This window comes from Microbacterium sp. UBA3394 (genome assembly GCF_002358725.1).
In the GTDB taxonomy this organism is placed as follows: domain Bacteria; phylum Actinomycetota; class Actinomycetes; order Actinomycetales; family Microbacteriaceae; genus Microbacterium; species Microbacterium luteum.
This window is the reverse complement of record NZ_DEPK01000221.1, coordinates 4,412-8,414: the sequence shown is the minus strand read 5'-3', so window position 1 is coordinate 8,414 and position 4,003 is coordinate 4,412. Positions and strand designations below refer to the sequence as shown.

General features: G+C 67.5%; 2 protein-coding genes. One reads left to right on the top strand and one right to left on the bottom strand.

What is annotated here, in order from left to right; all coding sequences use genetic code 11:
* On the bottom strand, window positions 1–2,262 hold a 2,262-nt coding region (gene ileS / locus B4E30_RS13510), incomplete at its 3' end, for an isoleucine--tRNA ligase (protein WP_286795590.1).
* A gap of 503 nt (window positions 2,263–2,765) precedes the next feature.
* Between ileS and B4E30_RS13505 the strand changes: the two genes are divergently transcribed.
* Window positions 2,766–4,003: MFS transporter (locus tag B4E30_RS13505; protein ID WP_286795589.1), on the top strand; the 1,238-nt coding region annotated here is incomplete at its 3' end.

Sequence of the window (4,003 nt, the reverse complement as noted above, 5' to 3'; positions counted from 1 at the left end):
CACCAGGTCGCCGGTGAGCGCCAGAATGTATCGGTCGAGCACGTCGGTGCTGTCGGTGCGCCACGTCGCCTCGTATCCGCGCGCCCCGCTCGCGTTGGCGTAGGTGGCGAAGAAGTACCAGGAGTTCCACAACGGCAGCAGGAATTCCCGCACGCCGGCACGGATGCCCTCCTCGGTGACGACGAGGTTCCCGCCGCGCAGCACCGGACTGGACATCAGGAACCAGCGCATGGCGTCCGAACCGTCGCGATCGAAGACCTCGCTCACATCGGGGTAGTTCCGCAGCGACTTGGACATCTTCTGCCCGTCGCTGCCGAGCACGATGCCGTGACAGGAGACCCCGGTGAACGCGGGGCGGTCGAACAGCGCACACGAGAGCACGTGCATCACGTAGAACCAGCCGCGGGTCTGCCCGATGTACTCGACGATGAAGTCGGCGGGCGCGTGCTCGTCGAACCACTCCTGGTTCTCGAACGGATAGTGCACCTGCGCATACGGCATCGAGCCCGAGTCGAACCACACGTCGAAGACATCCTCGATCCGGCGCATCATGGACTGCCCGGTCGGGTCATCGGGATTCGGCCGCGTGAGGTCGTCGATGTAGGGCCGGTGTAGGTCGACCTCGCCCGCCTCGTTGCGCGGCAGCGCACCGAAGTCGCGCTCGAGCTCATCGAGCGAGCCATAGGCATCGACGCGCGGATACTCGGGGTCATCGCTCTTCCAGACCGGGATCGGCGAGCCCCAGTACCGGTTGCGGCTGATCGACCAGTCCCGCGCGCCCTCGAGCCACTTTCCGAACTGCCCGTGCTTGACGTTCTCGGGTGCCCAGGCGATCTGCTGGTTGAGCTCCATCAGCCGGTCCTTGATCTGGGTCACGCGCACGAACCAGCTCGAGACGGCCTTGTAGATCAGGGGGTTCCGGCAGCGCCAGCAGTGCGGGTAGGAGTGCTCGTAGCTGGCCTCGCGCAACAGGCGGCCGCCATCGCGCAGCAGGCGGATGAGCGGACGGTTGGCGTCCATCCAGAGCTCGCCGGCCACATCCGTCACGTGCGGCAAGAAGCGACCACCCTCGTCGAGCGAAAGGAGCGTCGGGATGCCGGCGGCCTCCGAGACACGCTGGTCGTCTTCACCGTAGGCCGGGGCCTGGTGGACGATGCCGGTTCCATCGCTGGTGGTGACGTAGTCGTCGACCAGGATCTGCCACGCGTTCTGAGTCCCCCAGGTCTCGGCATCCGCGTAGTAGTCGAACAGTCGGTCGTAGGAGACGGCAGCGAGCTCCGAGCCCAGGACGCTGCGCGAGACCGCCGCGCGGGCATCCTCGACACTCTCGTAGCCGAGGTCCTTCGCGTAGCCGGCGAGCAGGTCTTCGGCCAGCAGGTATTCGTGCGCGGTCGCCTCGACCGCGTCATCCGGCGCTCCGCCCGACGCGCGGTGCACGTCGGCCGCGCCGTTCGGACCACCCGGAACGACCACGTACCGGATGTCGGGACCGACCGCGAGCGCGAGGTTCGTCGGCAGGGTCCACGGGGTCGTCGTCCAGGCGAGCGCCCGGACCGCGGTGAGCCCGAGAGCTTCGGCCTTCGCACCGACCAGCGGGAAGGTCACCGTGACCGAGGGATCCTGGCGCATCTTGTAGACGTCGTCGTCCATGCGCAGCTCGTGGCTCGACAGCGGCGTCTCGTCGCGCCAGCAGTACGGTAACACTCGATAGCCCTCGTACGCGAGCCCCCTGTCGTAGAGGCTCTTGAAGGCCCAGAGGACCGACTCCATGTAGCCGGCGTCGAGCGTCTTGTAGCCGCGTTCGAAGTCGACCCAGCGCGCCTGGCGGGTGACGTAGTCCTCCCACTCCCTGGTGTACGTCAGCACCGACTCGCGAGCCTTCGCGTTGAACGTGGCGATGCCCATCGCCTCGATCTCGCTCTTCTCGGTGATGCCGAGCTGCTTCATGGCCTCGAGTTCCGCGGGCAGCCCGTGGGTGTCCCATCCGAAGACGCGATCGACTCTCTTGCCGCGCATGGTCTGGAAGCGCGGGAAGAGATCCTTGGCGTAGCCGGTGAGGAGGTGACCGTAGTGAGGTAGTCCGTTGGCGAAGGGCGGGCCGTCGTAGAAGACCCACTCCGGCGCACCGTCGCGCTGCGCGATCGAGGCCCGGAAGGTGTCGTCTTCGGCCCAGAAGGCGAGGGTCTGCTGTTCCAGGTCGGGGAATCGCGGGCTCGGCTGCACGTCGGCGGCCGGGCCGAAGGAGGATCGGGGGTAGGTCATCGCACTCTCGCAGGTTCTCGTCCTGCGGGGACGATCCACCCGTCGGGAGAACCGCGGTACCACCCCGCGTGCCGCTCGACCCGCGTGTCGCGAGCCGGGGCCACTCTCACAGCGGCTGTGACGGGCCTGACCCGCTCGGTTCTAGTGATCCCGCCGCACGATCGTGCGCGAACGGCGGAACGTTCTTCCGAGGACTCCCCGGTGATGGCCGGATCGATGTCTGTTCGGACATTCTACGCCGATCGGCGGCCCGCGTTTCGTCTCGTCGCTTCGCTCCTCGCTCAACGACCCAGGAGGGCGACCCGCGTTTCGTCTCGTCGCTTCGCCCCACGCTCAACGACCCAGGCGGGGCCGCCCGCGTATCGTCTCTTCGCTCAACGACCCGGAGGCGCGGCTTCTGGTCGTTGAGCGAGCGGAGCGAGACGAAACGCGGGTGAACCCTCCCGGACGCCGATCCTCTCCCCCGATGCCGCCTTTCTGGACTCGTGCCACAATTGACGCTCGTGACATCCTCCCCCGCATCCACAGCTCCGACCTCCACTCCGCGCCGCGTGGCGTGGGCCTCGATGGTCGGCACGTCGCTCGAATCGTTCGACTTCTACGTCTTCGCGTACTTCTCCGCCTTCTTCCTCGGCCCGCTCTTCTTCTCGCCGCTCGGCGAGTTCGGGGCTACGCTCACGTCGTTCCTGACGATCGCGCTCGCGTTCGTCGTGCGCCCCATCGGCGCGGTGCTCTTCGGCTACATGGGCGATCGCCTGGGGCGGCGCGCGACTCTGCTGTGGACCATCGGCATCATGGGCGTCGCGACGGGCCTCATCGGGATGCTGCCCACCTACGCGCAGGCCGGATGGCTGGGTGCGGCTCTCCTCATCGCGCTCCGCATCGCACAGGGCCTGTCGCTCGGCGGCGAGTGGGGCGGATCCATCCTCATCGCGACCGAGCACTCCTCCCCCGTGCGTCGCGCGTTCTTCGCGGCCATCCCGCAGCTCGGCTCACCGGTCGGGTCCATCCTCTCCGCCACCGTGTACATCGTGATGACCCAGGTGCTCAGCGCCGAGGATCTCGCAGCGTGGGGCTGGCGCGTCCCGTTCCTGCTGGCCATACCGCTCCTCGCCGTCTCGCTCTACCTGCGTCTGACGATCACCGAGACGCCGGTCTTCCGCGACGTGGTCGCCGAGGGTCGCCGCGACCGGGTGCCGTTCGTGACGATGTTCGCCCGGCGTCCGCTCGCGATCGTGGTCGCCATCGGCGCGGCACTGCTCGGCATCGGCTCCTACTCGCTGATGAACACGTACACGGTCAACTACGGTGTCGCCCAGCTCGGATTCGCCTACCAGGACCTTCTGGTCGCCACGACCATCGGCGGTCTGCTGCAGCTGGTCACGATCCCTCTCTTCGGGTGGTGGTCCACCCGCATCGGGTCCGCCCGTGTGGTGATGTGGGGCGCACTCGGCACACTTCTGATCACGTTCCCGATGTACTTCCTGCTGCAGTTCGCCACCTTCCCGATCCTCGTGGGCACGATGATCATCGGCGGCATCCTGCCGACGATGGCGTGGGCCGCACTCGGCGGACTCATGAACGACCTCTTTCCCGATCACTTCCGCTACTCGGCCCTCTCGCTGTCGTACGCCATCGCCGCGACCGTGAGCGGATTCGTGCCCGCGCTCACCCTCGCCCTGGGCGAGGCCACCGCCTATGCCTGGTGGCACCCCGGGATCGTCCTGGCGATCATGTCGGC